The organism is Micromonospora sp. NBC_01739 (genome assembly GCF_035920385.1).
Classification (GTDB): Bacteria; Actinomycetota; Actinomycetes; order Mycobacteriales; family Micromonosporaceae; genus Micromonospora.
Map to the genome: position 1 here is coordinate 1,282,179 of NZ_CP109151.1, position 18,846 is coordinate 1,301,024.

16 protein-coding genes are annotated in these 18,846 nt (G+C 71.0%); 10 read left to right on the forward strand and 6 right to left on the reverse strand.

Translation table 11 applies throughout. The features are described from left to right. Positions 1–308 precede the first annotated feature (308 nt). Both OIE53_RS05770 and OIE53_RS05775 read left to right on the forward strand, forming a co-directional pair. Complete coding sequence (locus OIE53_RS05770) at positions 309–554, forward strand: hypothetical protein (protein ID WP_327025525.1); 246 nt, start codon at positions 309–311, stop codon at positions 552–554. After that, on the forward strand, positions 538–1,683 hold the full coding sequence (locus OIE53_RS05775) for a cupin domain-containing protein (protein WP_327025526.1): 1,146 nt from the start codon (positions 538–540) through the stop codon (positions 1,681–1,683). The genes OIE53_RS05770 and OIE53_RS05775 overlap by 17 nt, the downstream gene beginning before the upstream one ends. A gap of 53 nt (positions 1,684–1,736) precedes the next feature. On the opposite strand, the gene OIE53_RS05780 is transcribed toward OIE53_RS05775, so the two are convergent. Continuing rightward, a complete protein-coding gene (locus OIE53_RS05780) occupies positions 1,737–3,755 on the reverse strand; it encodes a helix-turn-helix transcriptional regulator (RefSeq protein WP_327025527.1) in 2,019 nt (672 codons plus the stop codon). A 285-nt stretch (positions 3,756–4,040) separates the two neighbouring features. Here OIE53_RS05780 and OIE53_RS05785 point away from each other — a divergent pair, with 285 nt between their 5' ends. After that, positions 4,041–4,766: a YoaK family protein gene (locus OIE53_RS05785; RefSeq protein WP_327025528.1), complete on the forward strand. Its 726-nt coding sequence runs from the start codon at positions 4,041–4,043 to the stop codon at positions 4,764–4,766. 25 nt (positions 4,767–4,791) lie between these two features. Here OIE53_RS05785 and OIE53_RS05790 read toward each other — a convergent pair whose 3' ends face one another. Then, positions 4,792–4,983: a DUF5703 family protein gene (locus OIE53_RS05790; RefSeq protein ID WP_013734349.1), complete on the reverse strand. Its 192-nt coding sequence runs from the start codon at positions 4,981–4,983 to the stop codon at positions 4,792–4,794. Positions 4,984–5,053: 70 nt separating this feature from the next. Continuing rightward, the gene (locus OIE53_RS05795) at positions 5,054–6,025 is read right to left on the reverse strand and encodes an aldo/keto reductase (protein WP_327025529.1); all 972 of its coding nucleotides are present in this window, start codon (positions 6,023–6,025) and stop codon (positions 5,054–5,056) included. A 138-nt stretch (positions 6,026–6,163) separates the two neighbouring features. Between OIE53_RS05795 and OIE53_RS05800 the strand changes: the two genes are divergently transcribed. Together OIE53_RS05800 and OIE53_RS05805 are read left to right on the forward strand one after the other, a co-directional pair. Next, positions 6,164–7,216: an LLM class F420-dependent oxidoreductase gene (locus OIE53_RS05800; RefSeq protein ID WP_327025530.1), complete on the forward strand. Its 1,053-nt coding sequence runs from the start codon at positions 6,164–6,166 to the stop codon at positions 7,214–7,216. Then, positions 7,213–8,049 (forward strand): undecaprenyl-diphosphate phosphatase, encoded by an 837-nt coding sequence (locus OIE53_RS05805; RefSeq protein ID WP_327025531.1) that lies wholly within the window; start codon positions 7,213–7,215, stop codon positions 8,047–8,049. The genes OIE53_RS05800 and OIE53_RS05805 overlap by 4 nt, the downstream gene beginning before the upstream one ends. Before the next feature lie 218 nt (positions 8,050–8,267). On the opposite strand, the gene OIE53_RS05810 is transcribed toward OIE53_RS05805, so the two are convergent. Then, entirely contained in the window at positions 8,268–8,873 is a 606-nt protein-coding gene (locus OIE53_RS05810; protein WP_327025532.1) for a hypothetical protein, read from the reverse strand. 486 nt (positions 8,874–9,359) lie between these two features. On the opposite strand from OIE53_RS05810, the gene OIE53_RS05815 reads away from it, so the two are divergent. The 4 genes from OIE53_RS05815 (at position 9,360) to mshC (ending at position 12,957) form a co-directional block, all read left to right on the forward strand. Continuing rightward, positions 9,360–10,121, forward strand: a complete 762-nt coding sequence (locus tag OIE53_RS05815) for a histidine phosphatase family protein (protein ID WP_442791378.1) — start codon at positions 9,360–9,362, stop codon at positions 10,119–10,121. A gap of 133 nt (positions 10,122–10,254) precedes the next feature. Next, complete coding sequence (locus tag OIE53_RS05820) at positions 10,255–10,830, forward strand: DUF3090 domain-containing protein (protein WP_327025533.1); 576 nt, start codon at positions 10,255–10,257, stop codon at positions 10,828–10,830. Then, the gene (locus tag OIE53_RS05825) at positions 10,827–11,645 is read left to right on the forward strand and encodes an SCO1664 family protein (protein WP_327025534.1); all 819 of its coding nucleotides are present in this window, start codon (positions 10,827–10,829) and stop codon (positions 11,643–11,645) included. The genes OIE53_RS05820 and OIE53_RS05825 overlap by 4 nt, the downstream gene beginning before the upstream one ends. Before the next feature lie 64 nt (positions 11,646–11,709). Continuing rightward, complete coding sequence (mshC, locus tag OIE53_RS05830) at positions 11,710–12,957, forward strand: cysteine--1-D-myo-inosityl 2-amino-2-deoxy-alpha-D-glucopyranoside ligase (RefSeq protein WP_327025535.1); 1,248 nt, start codon at positions 11,710–11,712, stop codon at positions 12,955–12,957. A gap of 168 nt (positions 12,958–13,125) precedes the next feature. Here the strand turns inward: mshC and OIE53_RS05835 are convergent, their stop codons facing one another. After that, on the reverse strand, positions 13,126–13,917 hold the full coding sequence (locus OIE53_RS05835) for a GntR family transcriptional regulator (RefSeq protein WP_327025536.1): 792 nt from the start codon (positions 13,915–13,917) through the stop codon (positions 13,126–13,128). Positions 13,918–14,039: 122 nt separating this feature from the next. Beyond that, entirely contained in the window at positions 14,040–14,909 is an 870-nt protein-coding gene (locus OIE53_RS05840; RefSeq protein WP_327025537.1) for a PAC2 family protein, read from the reverse strand. A 347-nt stretch (positions 14,910–15,256) separates the two neighbouring features. Between OIE53_RS05840 and metH the strand changes: the two genes are divergently transcribed. Further along, positions 15,257–18,772 (forward strand): methionine synthase, encoded by a 3,516-nt coding sequence (gene metH, locus OIE53_RS05845; protein WP_327025538.1) that lies wholly within the window; start codon positions 15,257–15,259, stop codon positions 18,770–18,772. The last annotated feature ends 74 nt before the right edge of the window (positions 18,773–18,846 follow it).

Consider the following 18,846-nt stretch of genomic DNA (forward strand, 5'->3'; position numbering starts at 1 on the left):
AGGGCGAACAACGGATACCGAAAGTCGAGTTGGGTCGTGTTCCACTGTTGTGGGGACCCTCGCCCTGCTGGTCCGGTTCTGCCTTGACGATTGGACATTGCGCACCCTACCCGGACGCCTGATCCGGTAAACGCCGGCGCTTTCCGTCCTTCGTCGCTGGAACGGATTCCACCGAATGGCGCGATCGCGTGATTCCGCGTACGCCAATTGCGGGCCAGGATCACAGGTAGGCGCCCAGCCGTGCCGTCGAACCATGGACGGCCACTTCTTGCCGGGCGCTTTTCCCGCGACTCCTGAGGAGGTCCGTCATGGATCTGGTCTCCATGGCCGGATTGCGCGTCAAGCTCTACTCGTTCGCCGCTCTGGCCGCCGCCGGAGTCGCCATCGACGCGCCGATCTGGAGCATCACGGCACTCGTGTTCCTGTGTGCCGCGATCCCGCTCGCAGTCGCGCTCCAGGGCACTGGACGTGTCCGCGCGCTCTTTCTTCCGTCCCGGGACGCCACCATGGCGGCCCCTCAACGAGAGGTTGTTCGCGATGCGCAAGTCCGATGAGTTCGGCATGGGATCCAACGGCGGCGGTTCGCTGGTGGGCACCCTGCCGCGTAACCCGGCGATCGACGACACCCACCCCGACCTGGTCACTCCGCCCTCGACCGACGACGGCCTGCTGCCCAACATGGTGTTCCCCTTCTCGCTGGCCCACACCCGCAGGGAGAGCGGCGGCTGGACCCGGGAGATCACCGACCGGCTCCTGCCGATCGCGCACGACCTGGCGATCATCGACATGAAGCTGGACCCGGGGGCGTACCGGGAACTGCACTGGCACATCCAGTCCGAGTGGTCGATCATCCTCAAGGGCAGCGGCCGGATCGGGGCGGTGGACCAGGAGGGACGCAACTTCCTGGAAGACGTCAAGGCGGGCGACCTCTGGTACTTCCCGGCGGGCATCCCGCACTACATCCAGGCCTTCGAGGAGGGCATGGAGTTCCTCCTGGTCTTCGACGACGGGTGCTACTCCGAGGACGCCACCTTCCAGTTGACCGACTTCCTCGCCCACGTGCCCAGGTCGGTGATCGCGAAGAACTTCGGCTGGACCGAGGAACAGATGCGCAACCTGCCGGAACGCGAGAAGTACATGTTCCACGGGCAGGTGCCGCCGCCGCTGGCCGAACAGCGGGTCTTCAGCCCCACCGGCGACGTGCCGCGTACCTTCAAGCACGCCTTCCTGTCGCAGACCCCGGAGCGGTTCGAGGGGGGCAGCGTACGCATCGCCGACTCGACCAACTTCGCCGCCGCGACCACCACCACGGTGGCCATGGTGGAGTTGGAACCGGGGGCTATGCGGGAGCTGCACTGGCACCCCAACGGCGCCGAGATGCAGTACGTCATCTCCGGCCAGGGCCGGATGGGGGTGTTCAGCGGTGGCTCCACCGCCCGGACCTTCAACCTGCAACGCGGTGACGTCGGCTACGTGCCGATCTCCCTGGGCCACTACGTGGAGAACCTCGGCGACGAGCCGTTCGTGTACCTGGAACTGTTCCGGACCGCGAAGTTCGAGGACATGTCGCTGGCCCAGTGGCTGGCCAACGTGCCGCCACAGGTCGTCGCGGACACCCTGAACATGCAGCGGCAGGTCATCGAGGTGCTGCCCAAGGTGAAGAACGCCGTGCAGCGGCACTGAGCAGCGGCTACGGACGCCACGACCTGCCAGCGGGTCGTGGCGCCGGGGCCTGTTCAGGAGGGTCGGTGGGCGTCCCAGAGGCGGGCCAGCTGCACCCGGGTGCGGATGCCGAGCTTGGCGTAGATCGCCCGCAGTTGGGTGTCCACGGTGTGGAAGGAGACGAACAGCTCGGCGGCGGCCTGCTGTTTCGTGGCGCCTCCGGCGAGCAGTTCGGCCACCCGGGCCTCCGCGGGGGTGAGGGCCTCGATTCCGTCCGGCCGGAGCGGGTGCCGGTCGCGGGTGCCGGCGGCGAGGTGGCGGCGGAACTGCCGGGCCCGATCGTGGTCCCCGGTGGCGCCGAGGCGCGCGTACAGGGCGGCACACTCGTCGAGTACCTCGACCGCTTCCCGCCGAGGTAGGTGCGGCGAGCGCCCCAGGTCGAACATCGCGTCGGCCAGCGCCGGACGGGCCGCGGTGGTCCGCAGCCGGGCCACCGCGGTGGACAGGGCCGCCGGGTCGCCGCTGATGATCCCGTCGGCCTGGTGGGCGATGCCCTGCCACAGCCGGTTGTTCACCGTGCCGGCTACCCGCTTGAGGTGGTCGGCGAGGATCTGGGCGTGCCGGTGGTCGTCGAGCAGCAGGGCGGCGCGGACCAGTCGCGGACCGTGGTGGGGCACCAGCAGCAGGGGAGCCGCCGCCCGGTGCGACATCCGCAGCATCGCCCGCAGCAGGGGTGCGTGCCGTTCGGGTTCGGGATCGGCGGCCGCGGCAGCCCCCAGGCGAAACCATTGCAGGCCGTCCGGCCAGTCCAGGGCGGGTTTCTCCGGTGCCAGCAGGGCCCGGGCCATGGAGACCTCGTCGCGCCGCAGCAGCTCCTCCACCACGGTGCCGAGCAGGGTGGCCCGGGCCTCGTCGGGCAGCGCCTCGGCGGCCGGATCCTCCAGGGCCAGCCGGGCCCGCGCCGAGGCCTCGGCGAACTCGCCCACCGCCAGGCGGGCGACACAGTCCAGGGCGGTGACCAGGGGTCGGGCCACCCCGCCGAGGGTGTCGATCTCCTCGGTGACCGCCTCCAGGGCGCTTCGCGCGTCCGTGAACTGGCCGAGGGAGAGCTGGTTGGCGATCCGGTCCACCCGCAGGAAGACCACCTGGCTGCGGGCCCCCGGTGCGCTGGTGTCCACCTCGTGCAGGATCCGGGCGGCCCCGGGCAGGTCGGCGCCGACCGTGGCCTGGGCCGCCTGGGCCAGGGCCAGCCGGATCCCACCCTCGGGGGCCGGGGCGGTGCGGTGCGCGCGCTGCGCCTCGGCCAGCAGGTCACCGCTGTCCGGGTAGCCGAAGCGGGCGGCCACCGAGGCCCGCATGGCCAGGGTCCAGCTCCGTTCGGGGCCGCCCAGGTGCTCCTCCAGGGCCCGCTCCAGGTAGCGCATCGACAGTGAGGGGCGCTGGGTGGCGTGGTAGGCACCCAGCCGACCCAGCAGGAGGGCCCGCTGGTGTGCGGCGCAGCGGGCTACGGCGAGTTCGGTGCGCAGCAGGAGCATGGCCTCGGGCAGCCGTCCGGCGAGGAAGAGGTGGTCGGCCGTGGCGACCAGCCAGTCCAGTTGGTGATCGGGCGCGCCGGGTGCCCCGCAGGCCAGCAGCAGGTCCGCCGAGAGGGTGGGGCTGACCGCCGGGTCGGTAGCCAGCCGGGCGGCCAAGGCCCGAGCACCCTGTTCCACGGTCGGCATGGCCTGGAGCAACCGGCGGGCGGCCGGGGCCGGGCGGCCCGCCTCGGCCAGCACCTCGGCGGCGCTCTCGTGCAGTCCCCGCTGCATCGACAGCGGCAGCTCCGCCAGCACCCCCTCGCGCAGTCGCGGCGACGCCAGCCGCAACCCGGTCGGGCCGTCGACGAGGGTCCCCCGGGCGATCAGCTCCTCCACGGCCGTCTCCAGCGCCAGCCGGGTGCCGACACCCGCGCGGGCCAGCAACCGTTCCAGGAACCAGAGTTCGCAGGGCGGGTCCGCGAGGGCGACCATCCGTACCAGGAACCGCTGAATATCGCTGGTCGCCGGTGACCCGCCGGTGGACATCTTGGGACGCTGTACGGATGCCTCGGGCATCGGAATCACCGTCAATGCCTCCCCGAATTCGGTTCTCCGGTGCCTGTCTGGCCGTCGGTGAGCCGTTATGGGGAGGCTAACCAGGCCAGCGGGACATTCGGAGGGGAAACCGCGAGGAAAACTCCGATCCATTGCTGTCGGCGGGCGAATTCGAATACCGGGTCATCCGGTGGTATCCGCCCTTTCGGTGACCCGGGTTCGGTAAGTTGCGAAATCATCGGCACCGGTCGCAACGACGCATGACTTGCCGGACCGCCCGAACAGACCGCCAGGTGTGGAGAACCGATGTCGAGTGCCGAACCGCCCGTCGGGGGGAATCGGATCGGGGCCGATCCGGCGGACGTCTACCGCGAGTTCCGCCATCCGATCCTCGTCCTGGGGGTGAGCACGGTGGTCGCCGGGGCCCTGGACGCCTTCGCCTTCCTGCGGTACGGGGCCTTCGTGGGCAACCAGTCCAGCAATGTCCTGTTCCTGGGGATCGGACCGGCCGGTGGGCATCCTGCCTGGCCCACGGCGGCGGCCTCGATGGTGGCGTTCGTGGTCGGGACGGGTCTGACCACCCGGCTGCGTGCCGTGCCGAGTCGGTGGACCTCGGTCTCTCGGGGCCTGGCCCTCGCGGTGGCCGCGGTAGCGCTCTGGGGGGCCCTCAACGTGCTGTTCGAGTACGGCCGGGACAGCCCCCGGCTTCGGGCCCTGCTGGCCGCCGTCGGCGGGTTCGCGATGGGTGCCCTGGCCACCCTGTTCGTCCGCACTGCCGGGACAGCCACCACCATCACCTACCAGTCGGGCACGGTGGCGAAGACCGGTGAACGGATCGTCGGCTGGCTGCTCGGCCCACCCCAGGGTCGCGGCAGAGCCAGAAAAGGCTTCCTGCTCGGCCTGCTGACCCTCGCCGGTTACGCCTGCGGTGGCGGGATCGGCACCCTGGCCCAGCATCGACCGCTGTGGGTGCCGGCCTGGGCGGCCCTGGCCCTGCTGGCCGTGGCGCCCCTGATCCGCCACCGGGGATGACCCACCGGCGGATCGGCGACCACCCTCAGTACGACAGTCCCGGCTGCGGCTGGTTGACCCGGCGGCGACGCAGCACCACCTGCCGGGTGCCGTCCCGGTACAGCCGCACCCGGGCCAGTTCCCAGCCGGAGAACTCCGCCTGGATGGCCAACTGCGCCGCAGCGGTCAACCGGTCGACATTCGGCGGCAGCCGCAGCGGCGCGTATTCGTAGTCCATGGACCCTATGCTGCCCAGCCCGACCCCTCCGCCGCCACCCTGCCGCTGACCTGGCGCGAAAGGTATCGGATCAGCCGTCCCGTTCGGGGTAGCCGACCTCCAGCGCGGAGACGTCGTCCAACGCCGTGGTGATCTCCTCGGGCAGGGTCATCCGCTCCACCTGAAGGGCGCCGAGCAACTGCCCGCAGGTACGGGCGCCGAGGATCGGGGCGGTCACCCCGGGCCGGTCCCGGATCCAGGCCAGCGCCACCTCCAGGGGGGACACCCCGAGGCCGGTGGCGGCGGTCGCCACCGCCTCCACGATGCTGGAACAGCGCGGCTCCAGATAGGTGGCGACGAACCGTTCGAAATGCGGCGACACCGCCCGGGAGTCCGCCGGTCGGCCGTGCCGGTACTTACCGGTCAGCACCCCGCGACCCAGCGGGGACCAGGGCAGCACCCCCAACCCCAGGGCGTCGCAGGCCGGCAGCACCTCCCGTTCCACCCCCCGCTCCAGCAGGGAGTACTCCACCTGGGCGGCCACCACCGGGGCCCGCCCCGGCCAGGCCGCCTGCCAGGCCGCCGCCCGGGCGGTCTGCCAACCGGAGAAGTTCGACACCCCGACGTAGCGGACCCGGCCACTGGCCACCGCGTGGTCCAGCGCGGCCAGGGTCTCCTCCAGGGGGGTCTGCGGGTCGTAGCCGTGCACCTGGAACAGGTCGACATGATCGGTGCCCAGCCGGCGCAGCGAGGCGTCCAGGGTGCGCAGCAGGTGCCCCCGGGAACCGTCCCGACGTCGGCTGCCGCCGGGCCGCAGACCGGCCTTGGTGGCGATCAGCAACTCCTCGCGCGGCACCAGACTGCCCAGTAGCGAGCCGATCACCGACTCGGCGTCACCGTCGCCGTACACGTCGGCGGTGTCGACCAGGTTTCCACCTGCGTCGAGGTAACTCTTCAGTTGGGCGGCCGCGTCGTCGGCGTCGGTGTCCCGACCCCAGGTCATGGTGCCGAGCGCGAGCCGGGAAACCGCCAGCCCGCTTCGGCCGAGCGGTCGCTGCTGCATGGTTGAACCTTATTTCGAACCGGGCCAGACGGATATCCTCGCTCCTGTCGAGTCTGCTGGCGATTCGGGGTGAGCCGGTGATCGTCCCCAGCGCCGCGATTGCGTAACCTGATGCGACTGCGGATAGGGGAGGACTCTGTGCGACTCGGGCTAAGCCTCGGATACCAGACAGCGTGGAGCACACCGGCTGATCATCTGGCCCTGGCTCAGGAGGCGGACCGGCTCGGTTACTCGGTGGTGTGGGCGGCCGAGGCGTACGGCTCCGACTCGCCCAGCATGCTCGCCTGGATGGCCGGGCAGACCGAGCGGATCGACATCGGCAGCGCCGTGATGCAGATCCCCGCCCGGACCCCGGCGATGACCGCGATGACGGCCGCCACCATCGACTCGCTCTCCGGCGGCCGGTTCCGGCTAGGCCTGGGGGTCTCCGGCCCGCAGGTCTCCGAGGGCTGGCACGGCGTACGCTTCGCCAAGCCCCTGGCCCGGACCCGGGAGTACGTCGACATCGTCAAGCTGGCGGTGGCCCGCAAGGAGGTCGCCTACGACGGCCAGTTCTACACCCTGCCGCTGCCCGACGGCCCCGGCAAGGCGCTGCGGCTGGGCTTCCACCCGCCGCGCGAGCACATCCCGATCTACCTGGCCGCGGTCGGCCCGAAGAACCTGGAACTGGCCGGTGAGATCGCCGACGGCTGGTTGGCCATCTTCTACGCCCCGGAATTCGCCCAGGAGCAACTGGCCTCGGTCGCCGCCGGTCGGGCCCGGGCCGGCAAGGAACTCGCCGGGTTCGACGTGGTGCCCTCCGTGCCGGTCGTGGTCGGCGACGACGTCGACTCCTGCGCCGAACTGGTCCGCTGGTACACCGCCCTGTACGTCGGCGGCATGGGCAGCCGGCAGCAGAACTTCTACAACCAGCTGGCCACCCGGATGGGGTACGGCGACGCCGCCCGCGAGGTGCAGGACCTCTACCTGGCCAAGCGGCAGCGTGACGCCGCCGCCGCGGTGCCGCTGGAGTTCATCGACCGCACCTCCCTGCTCGGCCCCAAGGAGCGCATCGCCGACCGGATGCGCCAGTACGCCGAGGCCGGGGTGACCACCCTCTCGGTGACCCTCTTCGCGGCCGACCGGGACAGCGGAGTGCAGACCCTGCGTACCGTCGCCGAGGCCCTGGAACTCTCAGGAGTCGGGGAGTGACCTGGGTAGAAGCCATCGTCCTGGGCATCGTCCAGGGACTGACCGAGTTCCTGCCGGTCAGCTCGTCAGGCCACCTGCGGATCACCTCGGCGATCTTCTTCGACCAGGACGCCGGGGCCTCCTTCACCGCAGTCACCCAGTTGGGCACCGAGGCGGCCGTCCTGCTCTACTTCGCCAAGGACATCTGGCGAATCGGCCGGACCTGGACGGTGGGGATCTGGGACTCCTCGGTCCGCTCCAGCCTCGACTACCGCATGGGCTGGTACGTGATCGTCGGCTCGATCCCGATCGGGGCGCTCGGCTTCCTGTTCAAGGACCAGATCCGGGAGACCGCCCGCAACCTGTGGGTGGTCGCCACCACCCTGATCGTCTTCGCCTTCATCCTGGCCTTCGCCGAGTACTGGGGCCGGCAGACCCGGACCCTGAAGGACTTCCGGATGCGCGACGGCGTGGTCATGGGGTTCGCCCAGGCGCTGGCCCTCATCCCCGGGGTGTCCCGCTCCGGGGCGACGCTGACCTTCGGCCTGTTTCTCAACCTGACCCGGGAGACGGCCGCCCGCTACTCCTTCCTGCTGGCCATCCCCGCCGTGGTGATGTCCGGCATCTTCAGCCTGGGTGACGTCTTCGAACCGGCCGCTCCGGGCACCTCGGTGCCGAGCGTCGCGCAGATGGTCGTCGCCACCGTCATCGCGTTCGCGGTCGGGTACGCGGCCATCGCCTGGCTGCTGCGCTATGTCGCCCACCACACCCTGTACATCTTCGTGCTCTACCGGGTGGCGGTCGGGACCCTCGTCCTGGCCCTGCTGATGACCGGGACGATCAGCGCTACCTGAGTTCGGGTTTCTGGGTGGTTGCGGTGTGGGCTGGGGCGACCGTGCCCGGCTTCGGGCGGTCAGGCTTGATCCCTACGCCGGGCACGGTCGCCCCAGCCCGACCTGGTCGGCCTTCGTCGACCCCGTCGGCACGACGTGCAGACGCCGTTGGCCGGCACCCGAACCTCGGGTGCCGGCCAACGGTTTCCTGCTCCCCCTGTGGAGGAATGTCTGTCGGGTCAGCTGTTCCAGTGTTGGGCCACCAGGTCGGCGGCCTGCTGTTCCCACTGGGCGTAGTGGTCGGGGTAGGCCGAGACCTGGACGGTCTGGGCGGCCTTGGTCAGGGGCATGTCCTGCCAGCCGTCGACCTGCTTGAGGCCCTTGAGGAAGGCGGTGGTGGAGTACTCGGGGTCGGTGATCTGCTCGACCGTGCCCCAGCCGCTGGAGGGGCGCTGCTGGAACAGGCCCTGGGAGTCGTGGTCGTTGCGGTCACCGAGGTGGCCCAGGTTCTCCAGCTTCGACTCCTGCAGGGCGGTGGCGATCGACACGACGGCGGCACGTTCGTCCATGCCGTTCTTCTTGGTGGCGGCGATGATCGCCTTGGTGTTGGCGACCTGCTCGTCGTCCAGGTCGATCCGCGACTGGGCGCCCTGCACACCGTGCGGGATCAGCTCGGTGGTGTCGGGCTTCTCCGCCTGCGCGGCCGTGGCCGTGGCCGTGGTGGCGGTGGTCGGGGTCGGGTCGGTGGTGTCGGCGGTGCCGTAATTGAGCGGGCCGGCGGCCAGGCCACCGGCGACGGTCAAACCGGCGAGGGCCAGGACGCTCTTACGCAGCATGGTGTTCATGGCGAAGCTCCATTCGGGGGTCGGGCGTCGCCGACGCGAAGGGGGATCGGCGGGCGACACCAGCGCCGTCATGGCGCACAGAGCAGGACAGCGGGATCTCCGGCGGCGGACCAAGGGGTCTTCGCGGCACCGGATCAGGTGCAACGACCTGCCGGGGCGGGTCATTCCCGCAGGTCGTAGGCGCTCGCGGCCGAGATAGGGCGGGCGGTCACCGGCGGCGGCGAGGGGAAGGTACCGCATGGGGTGCGGTGACCGCTGCCGCTTGCGTGGCCCTACTTGCTCGGCCACCGATTTCAACGCCGGGCACCCGCCCGGCATTCCGCCGAGCCGACCCGACGAATCCGGCACCACGCCCGAACGGTCCACCCGATACCAGGGCCCCAAACCCGGCAACCTCGCAGTCAGGTGGACAGGGCTCAAACCCCCCCGGACGGTACGACCGGCGCGGGAAACCCACGAGCGACCTGACCGGGTACGGCGGTGCCAATGGTGCCGACGGTGTGGGAGACCACCGGTGAGCGTCGGCGGCCTAGGGTGGGGTACGTGGCGACACTTCTGCTTCTGCGGCACGGACGCACCACCGCGAACGCCGATGGTGGACTGGCCGGCCGCCAACCGGTCGATCTCGACGAGACCGGTCAGGCTCAGGCCACTGCGGTGGGTGAGCGGCTTCGCGCACTGCCCCTGGCGGCCGTGGTGAGCAGCCCCCTGGTCCGCTGCCGGCGCACCCTGGAACTGGCCCTGCCGCAGGTCTCGCCGGTGCTCGAGGAAGGGCTCATCGAGTGCGGGTACGGCACCTGGGAGGGACAGCCGCTGAAGAAGCTGGCCAAGGAGCCGCTCTGGCCGGTGGTGCAGCAGCATCCCAGCGCGGCGGTCTTCCCGCAGGGGGAGGCGATGGCCCAGATGGCGGCTCGCGCCGTCGCCACGGTACGCGACTGGGACGCCCGGGTGACCGCCGAGCACGGCCCCGAGGCGGTCTGGTTGGCGTGTAGCCACGGCGATGTGATCAAGGCGATCGTGGCGGACGCTCTCGGCGTACACCTGGATTTCTTTCAGCGGATCGTGGTGGACCCGGCGTCGGTGACCGCGATCCGGTACACCCCGCTGCGCCCCTTCCTGCTGCGCCTCAACGATGTCGGCGGAGACCTGGCCGGGCTGGTCCCGCCGCAGCGTAAGCGGCGTCGGCGGACCAGCCGACCCACCGACTCGGACGCCGCGGTCGGCGGTGGCGCCGGAGGCGGCCGGTGAACCGCCCGCCCCGCCCCGGTGACCGGCCGAGGAACCGGGGCGGCGGACGGGCCGCCAGGCGGGTCGGGGAGCGTACCGGAAATCGGGTCGGTGGGGTGCGCGGTGCCTGGGGCCGCCGGATAGGGTCGTGGGTATGACGCACCAGGTGCACGCCTTCGAGCCGCCGGAGCGGTTCGTCGCCGGGACCGTCGGGCCGCCGGGGGAGCGCACGTTCTTCCTCCAGGCGCGCGGCGGCGGCCGGCTGGTCAGCGTCGCGTTGGAGAAGGTCCAGGTCTCCCTGCTGGCCGAGAAGTTGGAGGAGCTGCTCACCGAGGCGCAGCGCCGGTTCGGGGTGGAGCTACCCGAGGCGCCGGCCTCGATCGGCGACAACGAGCCGCTGGAGACCCCGGTCGACGAGGAGTTCCGGGTCGGCACCCTGGGTCTCGCCTTCGACGCGGACACCGCCACCGTGGTGATCGAGGCGATCGCGGTCGGTGAACCCGAGGCCGAGGCGGAGTTGGGGGAGTCCGAGGAGGACGAGCCGGAGGACGTCGAGCCCGACGAGGACCTCGACCGGCTCCGGGTGCGGCTGACCCCGGAGGCGACCCGCGAGTTCATCGAACGGGCCCGGCGGGTGGTCAACGCCGGTCGTCCACCCTGCCCCCTCTGCGGCCAGCCGCTCGACCCGGCGGGCCATCTCTGCCCCCGAAACAACGGCTATCACCGGTGACCTCGTCCGGCGTGACCCCCCGACAGGACGGTGGCGCCGCGTTGCGTCTGCTGCGCGACGGTGAACTGACCGTCGAAGGGCGACTGGTCGACGCCTCCAACACCACCCTGCGGGCCGTGCTCAGTCTCGACGACGTCACCGCGCGCTGCGTGTACAAGCCGGTGCGCGGCGAGCGTCCGTTGTGGGACTTCCCGGACGGGACCCTGGCCGGCCGGGAGGTCGCCGCCTACCTGGTGTCGGCGGCCACCGGCTGGGATCTGGTGCCGCCGACCGTGCTGCGGGACGGGCCCTTCGGGCCGGGTTCCTGTCAGCTGTGGATCGACGAACCCGACGAGGTCGAACCCCTGGTCGGGTTCGTGCCGGCCGACGCCGTACCACCCCGGTGGATCCCGGTCGCCGCGGCCCGTGACGACGACGGCACCCCGTACGCCCTGGCCCACGCCGACGACCCCCGGCTGGCCCGGCTGGCCGTCCTCGACGCGGTGATCAACAACGCGGACCGTAAGGGCGGGCACGTCCTGGTCGGTCCCGAGGACCGGATCTACGGGGTCGACCACGGGGTCAGCTTCCACGTCGAGGAGAAGCTGCGTACGGTGCTCTGGGGCTGGGCCGGGCGGTCCCTGCCGGCGGACGCCGTCGAGGTGCTCGATCGGCTGGCCGGTCAACTACGTGGCCCCCTCGGCGCCGAACTCGCCGAACACCTCACCCTCAGTGAGATCGCCGAACTGGCGGCCCGGGTCGACCGACTGTGCCGGCACGGTCGTTTTCCGCAGCCCTCCCGGGACTGGCCGGCGGTGCCGTGGCCCCCGCTGTGAGCTGAGGTGTTGATCACCCCCGGCTGGACGTGGGCGGGACTCCGGTCTGGTTAGGCTGACGGTCATGGAGTCTTGGGTGGGGCACGAGGTGCCGCGTTTGCCGGGCAGGAGCAGGGCGCTGAGGTTGTACGACACGGCTCGGCAGGCCGTGCACCCGACCGAACCGTCGGGCCCGGCGACCATGTACGTCTGCGGCATCACCCCGTACGACGCCACCCACCTGGGCCACGCCGCCACCATGATCACGTTCGACCTGGTGCAGCGGATGTGGCGGGACGCCGGCCACGAGGTGCGGTACGTGCAGAACGTCACCGACATCGACGACCCCCTGCTGGAACGCGCCGAGCGGGACGGCGAGGACTGGAAGGTCCTGGCCATGCGGGAGACCGCCCTGTTCCGGGAGGACATGGAGGCGCTGCGGATCATCCCACCGGCGCACTACGTCGGTGCGGTCGAGTCGATCCCGGAGATCGCCGAGAAGGTGCTGGAACTGCTCAAGGACGACGCCGCGTACACGCTGGAGGACGGCACCGGCGACGTCTACTTCGACATCACGGCCGCCCCCCGGTTCGGCTACGAGTCCAACCTGTCCCGGGCCGAGATGCTGGAACTCTTCCCGGAGCGCGGCGGCGACCCCGACCGGGCCGGCAAGCGCGACCCCCTGGACCCGCTGCTGTGGCGGGGGGCCCGCGAGGGCGAACCCTCCTGGCCCGGCGGGGACCTGGGCCAGGGTCGGCCGGGCTGGCACATCGAGTGCACCGTGATCGCCCTGGCGCTGCTCGGCAACACCGTCGACGTGCAGGGCGGCGGCAACGACCTGATCTTCCCGCACCACGAGTGTTCCGCCGCGCACGCCGAGCGGCTGACCGCGGCGGCGCCCTTCGCCCGGCACTACGTGCACGCCGGCATGATCGGCCTGGACGGCGAGAAGATGTCCAAGTCGCTGGGCAACCTGGTCTTCGTCTCCCGGCTGCGCGCCGACAAGGTGGACCCGATGGCGGTACGCCTGGCGTTGCTGTCCGGCCACTACCGGGCCGACCGGTCGTGGACCGATGACCTGCTGACCACCGCCTACCAGCGCCTGGACCGTTGGCGGCAGGCCGCCGCCGCACCCGCCGGCCCGTCCGGGGAGGCCTTCTTGGCAGCCGTACGCGACCGCCTCACCGACGACCTCGACTCGCCCGGTGCCCTCCGACTGGCCGACGAGTGGGCCGACCGGACCCTGGCCGCCCCGGCGGACCCCTCCGCCGACCCCACCGCCCCCGCCCTCTTCGCCACCACCCTGGACGCCCTCCTCGGCATCCACCTCTGACCCCCTCCCACCCGCACCCCGCGTGCCCCGCCGCGCCCCTGTCCCACCGCGCCCCCGCCCGTCGATCTTGCACTTTTGGTCGCCGATATGGGATGTTCTGCGGCTTATGCGGCGACAGAAAGTGCAAGATCGACGGGCAGGGCGGGCAGGGCGGGGGCTGCGGGAGGGTCAGCCCAGGACGAGGCCGGGGTCGGGGTCCGGGTCTGGGGTGGGGGCGGGGATCTTGTACTCCTCGGTGAGGGTGGTTACCGGGCCGGGCCAGGTGGCCTGGGCTACCTCGATGGGTTTGCGGTGGGCGTCGTAGGCCACGTGCAGCAGGTGCAGGACCGGGGTGTCGGGGCGGATCTGGAGGGTTTCCGCCTCCTCCCGGCTGGGCTGGCGGGCGGTGATCGTGTCGGTGGCGGTCGCGTACCGCCGTCCGGTGGCCTCCTCGGCCTCCTGGTAGAGGGGGCGGCCGAAGGCCTCGGCGCGCTCCAGGGTGGTGCCGGCGGTGTCCGCGGGTAGGAACCAGGAGGCCCCGACCTCGACCGGGGAGTCCTCGGTCCGCACCAGGTGGCGGCGGCAGAGCAGTTCGGTGCCGTCCGGTACGCCGAAGGCGTCCGCCACCTCCGGTGGGGCGGGGGAGCGGCCGACGGAGACGAGTTGTTGGCGGTACCGGGCGGCCAGGTCGGTGTGGTAGCCGCGGAAGCCGCCGTAGCGCCCCCGGGACAGCCGGTTGAGTCGCCGCCGGGTGCCCCGGACGTACGTACCGGAGCCGGGTTTGGTGATCAGGATTCCCTCGACCCGCAGCTGGTCGACGGCGCGTTGCACGGTCTGCTTGGCCACCCCGAACATCTCCGCGATGGCCGGGATGGACGGCAGCCGCTCACCCGGCCCCCAGTCTCCGCGCCGGATCTGTGTCTTGAGCTGCGCGGCGATCTGTCGGTGCGGAAACTCCGCCGCCCCCGGGTTGATCTGCATCCGGACCCCCTATCAGCTAGGTTCCTAGGATGCCCTACGCGGGGTGACCCTCGCCACCCCTGTCGGTGAATACAAAAGTAGGCCCCGGGCGATGTCGCCCGAGGCCTACGAAAACGGTGTGGTTACCAGGAGCCGGCGGTGGGGCCGGCGGAGCCGCCTCGGCGGCGCAGGTACTTCTCGAACTCCTGGGCGATCTCGTCCCCGGTCAACGGGGTGATGCCGGCGTCGCCGACCCGTTCCTCCAGCTCACGGACGTACTCGCCGAGTTCGGCGTCCTGCTCGGCGGCGCTGCGTACCCGCTGCTCCCACTCGGCGGCCTCCTCGGCCAGGTCGGCCATCGGCACCGGCAGGTCGACCACCTCCTCTACCCGGTGCAGCAGGGCCAGAGTCGCCTTGGGGCAGGGCGGATTGTTGGCGTAGTGCGGCACGTGCACCCAGAAGGACACCGCGTCGACCTCGGCGCGGGTGCAGGCGTCGTGCAGCACCCCGACGATGCCGGTCGGCCCGTCGTACCGGGTGGGAGTCAGTTGGTAGCGCTTCGCGGCGTCGGCGTCGGAGGCGCTGCCGCTGATCGGCAGCGGTCGGGTGTACGGGACGTCGGCCAGCAGCGCGCCGAGCAGCACCACCCGCTCGACCTCAAGGCTGTGGCAGATCTCCAGCACCTGTTCGCAGAAGGTGCGCCAGCGCATGCTCGGCTCGATGCCGCGGATGAGCACCACGTCCCGTTCAGTGCCGGACGGGCTGGCCACCGCGAAGCGGGTCGTCGGCCATTCCACCCGCCGGGTGGCCCCGTCGGACATCGTGATGGTGGGCCGGCTGACCTGGAAGTCGTAGAAGTCCTCCGGGTCGAGTTCGGTGATCGGCTTGGCCTGCCACACCTGTTCCAGGTGCTCGACTGCGGCGGTCGAGGCGTCGGCGGCGTCGTTCCAGCCTTCGAAGGCGGCGATGGCCACCGGAGACCGCAGCACCGGCAGCCCGTCGAAGTCGGTCACGCCGTCACCTCACCCCGCGCGTCACCGGCGCCACGGGAATCGGCCCCGATCGTTCGCCAGTCGTGCATGGTGATGTCGCTGTAGTCCCTCACATCAGTCAGCCTACGTGCCGTGTCCGGATGGGGCCCGTCGGCCGCGCCGGATCGCGACCGACACCCGTGCGGCGGCCGGAGTCAGGGGGATCACGAATGCCGGTGACGTGGAACCGACAGGCACTGCGCGACCTGCACCGATGACCAGTCTTATCAGCATATAACCCTAGAATAGGACAGGAGCCATCGATGGCACGATGTGGGATTGCGCGGCGCAGGGGTTCAGTTCATACCGGAGCGGACTAACCTGACAGCGTGCGGACTTCGTTACTCGACGCGCTGGCAGACCGGATCCTCATCGCCGACGGGGCGATGGGGACGATGCTCCAGGCCGCCGACCTGACCCTGGACGATTTCGACGGCCTCGAAGGCTGCAACGAGATCCTCAACGTCACCCGACCGGATGTGGTGCGCGAGGTGCACGAGGCCTACCTCGCCGCCGGTGCGGACTGCGTGGAGACGAACACCTTCGGCGCCAACCTGGCCAACCTGGCCGAGTACGACATCCAGCACCGCATCCGAGAGCTGTCGGCGGCCGGTGCCCGCATCGCCCGGGAGGCCGCCGAGGCCTACTCGACCGCCCAGCGCCCCCGGTTCGTGCTCGGCTCGATCGGCCCCGGCACCAAGCTGCCCACCCTGGGGCACGCCGCCTACGCCACCCTGCGGGACGCCTACCAGGAGAACGCCGCCGGTCTGATCGAGGGCGGCGCGGACGCCCTGATCGTGGAGACCTGCCAGGACCTGCTCCAGGTCAAGGCGGCGGTGGTCGGCTCCCAGCGGGCCATGGTCGAGGTGGGCCGCAAGGTACCGCTGATCTGTCACGTCACGGTGGAGACCACCGGCACCATGCTGCTCGGCAGCGAGATCGGCGCGGCACTGACCGCGATCGAACCCCTCGGGATCGACCTGATCGGGTTGAACTGCGCCACCGGCCCGGCGGAGATGAGCGAGCACCTGCGCTATCTCTCCCAGCACGCCCAGGTGCCGCTGTCGGTGATGCCCAACGCCGGGCTGCCGCAGCTCACCGCCGACGGCGCGGTCTACCCGCTGACCCCGGTGGAGCTGGCCGACGCCATGGAACGCTTCGTTACCGAGTACGGGGTCTCCCTGATCGGTGGCTGTTGCGGCACCACCCCGGAGCACATCCGGGTGCTCACCGAGCGGCTGGGCGGTACTCGGCCGGGCCGGCGCGAGCCGCGCACCGATTCCGGGGTCTCCTCGATCTACCACCACGTGCCGTTCGCCCAGGACGCCAGCGTGCTGATGGTGGGGGAGCGGACCAACGCCAACGGTTCGAAGGCGTTCCGGGAGGCGATGCTCGCCGCCGACTGGCAGGCCTGCGTGGAGATCGCCCGGAGCCAGGCCCGCGACGGCTCCCACCTGCTGGACCTCTGTGTCGACTACGTCGGCCGGGACGGCACGGTCGACATGCGGGAGCTGGCCGGCCGGTTCGCCACCGCCTCGACCCTGCCGATCATGCTCGACTCGACCGAGCCGGCGGTGATCGAGGCCGGGCTGGAGATGCTCGGTGGCCGGTGCGTGGTCAACTCGGTCAACTTCGAGGACGGTGACGGCCCCGACTCCCGGTACGCCCGGGTGATGCCGGTGGTCGCCGAGCACGGCGCCGCCGTGGTCGCGCTGCTCATCGACGAGGAGGGCCAGGCGCGTACGACGGAGTGGAAGGTCCGGGTAGCCGAGCGTCTGATCAATGACCTGACCGAGCGGTGGGGGCTGCGCCGCGCGGACATCCTCATCGACGCGCTCACCTTCCCGATCGCCACCGGGCAGGAGGAGACCCGCCGCGACGGCATCGAGACCATCGAGGCGATCCGGGAGATCGCTCGCCGCTGGCCCGGGGTCAACTTCACCCTGGGCATCTCGAACGTCTCCTTCGGCCTCAACCCGGCCGCCCGGCAGGTGCTCAACTCGGTCTTCCTGCACGAGTGCGTGCAGGCCGGGCTCACCTCGGCGATCGTGCACGCCAGCAAGATCCTGCCGATGGCGAAGATCCCGGAGCAGCAGCGGGAGATCGCCCTCGACCTGATCTACGACCGGCGCCGGGAGGGCTACGACCCGGTGCAGCGGTTCATCGAGATCTTCGAGGGGGTCGACGCGGCCTCCGCGCGGGCCACCCGGGCCGAGGAGTTGGCCGCCCTGCCGCTCAACGAGCGGCTCAAGCGGCGGATCATCGACGGTGAACGCAACGGCCTGGAGGCCGACCTGGACGCCGCGATGGCCGCCGGCACCGCGCCGCTGGCCATCATCAACGACATCCTGCTCGACGGGATGAAGGTCGTCGGTGAGTTGTTCGGCTCCGGGCAGATGCAGTTGCCCTTCGTGCTCCAGTCCGCCGAGGTGATGAAGACCGCGGTGGCGCACCTGGAACCCCACATGGAGAAGGCCGACGACGGCGGCAAGGGCCGCATCGTGCTGGCCACCGTCAAGGGCGACGTGCACGACATCGGCAAGAACCTGGTCGACATCATCCTGTCCAACAACGGCTACGAGGTGGTGAACATCGGCATCAAGCAGCCGATCTCCGCCATCCTCGACGCCGCCGAGCAGCATCGTGCGGACGCTATTGGCATGTCCGGCCTGCTGGTCAAGAGCACGGTCATCATGAAGGAGAACCTGGCCGAGATGGCCACGCGCGGGGTCGCGGAGCGCTGGCCGGTCCTGCTCGGTGGCGCGGCCCTGACCCGGGCGTACGTCGAGGACGACCTGCGGTCGGCGTTCCCCGGCCAGGTGCACTACGCCCGGGACGCCTTCGAGGGACTGTCCCTGATGGACCGGGTGATGACCGCCAAGCGTGGTGGCGCTCCGGTCATCGACCCCGAGCGGGAGGCGGCCCTGGCCGCCCGCCGGGCCCGCCGGGAACGGCAGCGCGCCATGGTCGCCGAGTCCCTGCCGGAGCTGACGGACACCTCGGTCCGCTCCGACGTGGCGCTCGACGTGCCGGTGCCGACCGCCCCCTTCTACGGCACCCGGGTGGTCAAGGGGGTGCCGCTGGCCGACTACGCGGCGCTGCTGGACGAGCGGGCCACCTTCATGGGCCAGTGGGGGCTGCGCGGTGCGCGCGGTGGCAAGGGCCCCTCGTACGAGGAGCTGGTGGAGACCGAGGGCCGACCGAGGCTGCGCTACTGGTTGGACCGCCTGATCGCCGACCAGGTGCTGGAGGCGGCCGTGGTGTACGGCTACTTCCCGGCGTACTCCGAGGGCAACGACCTGGTGGTGCTGGACGAGAACGGGAACGCCGAGCGGGCCCGGTTCACCTTCCCACGGCAGCGGCAGGAGCGGCGGCTCTGCCTGGCCGACTTCTTCCGCCCCCGCGGCGAGGAGCTGGACGTGGTGGCGCTGCAACTGGTCACCGTGGGCCAGCCGGTCAGCGAGTACGCGGCCAAGCTGTTCGCCCGCAACGAGTACCGCGACTACCTGGAGGTGCACGGCCTGTCCGTGCAGCTCACCGAGGCCCTCGCCGAGTACTGGCACAAGCGGATCCGGGCCGAGCTGACCCTGCCCGACGGCCGTACGGTCGCCGACGAGGACCCGGCCGACCTGGCCGGCCTGCTGCGCACCGACTACCGGGGCTGCCGGTACGCGTTCGGCTACCCGGCCTGCCCCGACCTGGAGGACCGGGCGAAGATCGTGGAGTTGCTCGGCGCGGAGCGCATCGGGGTGCAACTGTCCGAGGAGTTCCAGCTCATGCCGGAGCAGGCCACCGACGCCATCGTCGTCCACCACCCGGAGGCGAGCTACTTCAACGCCAAGTAGGGGGCAAGGGCGTCACCGGCGCACTGTCGAGCTGAGTGCCTGACCGCACCAGGCGGTGTGGTCAGGCGTGGTCG